This is a genomic window from Deinococcus alpinitundrae (assembly GCF_009982895.1).
Taxonomy (GTDB): domain Bacteria; phylum Deinococcota; class Deinococci; order Deinococcales; family Deinococcaceae; genus Deinococcus; species Deinococcus alpinitundrae.
Genome location: NZ_WXZL01000104.1, coordinates 1 through 584, shown reverse-complemented (window position 1 = coordinate 584; position 584 = coordinate 1). Strand labels below are relative to the sequence as shown.

At 62.7% G+C, this 584-nt stretch carries 1 protein-coding gene; it reads right to left on the bottom strand.

Translation table 11 applies throughout. The annotated features are described in order from the left end of the window. On the bottom strand, window positions 1-584 hold a 584-nt coding region (locus tag GUI70_RS22585), incomplete at both ends, for a bacterial transcriptional activator domain-containing protein (RefSeq protein ID WP_202630567.1).

The following is a 584-nucleotide window of genomic DNA, read 5'->3' as shown; positions in this document are numbered from 1 at the left end:
TGACGCGCAGCACGCCTCGATCCACCAGGAAGATGAACAGCGACTCCAGGTGCATGGACGCGCCCAGCGCCTCGAGGGTCAGGTGCGCCACTTCATCGAGCGTTACAGCCGGGTGCAGCGCGTCGGCCAGCTTGAGTCCCAGCTGAGCGCGTCCAAGTGGACCATGCACTTCATTCCCGTCCAGCCCGAGGTCGAGAGGCAAAGCGCCTGCTGCGCGCTCGGCCAGGTCACGGACATTGGGGCTGTGGGTGCCGACCTGGTCGGCGCTGACCTCCTCGCCAGCTTTGAGACGTTCAGCGAGGGCCGTGGTTTCCCACATCGGCGTATCAGCGAAGTCGTCTTGCAGGTACTTGACGAAGCGGCGGTAATGTTCAACAGCGGCGTAGTGGCTCTCGACACTCGCCAGACGGACCATCAGGTCCTGATGATGGTTCTCTCCGATCAGCGGGTCGGTCCGCAGCGCCTGAGTCAGATGCCAAATTGCCAAGTTGCTTTCCCCAGCGTCATAGTGCAGCTTTGACAATTCCAGCATGGCGCGCACGTAGCTGCTCTTGTATTCCTCACGGGCGGTGCGGGCCCAGTCG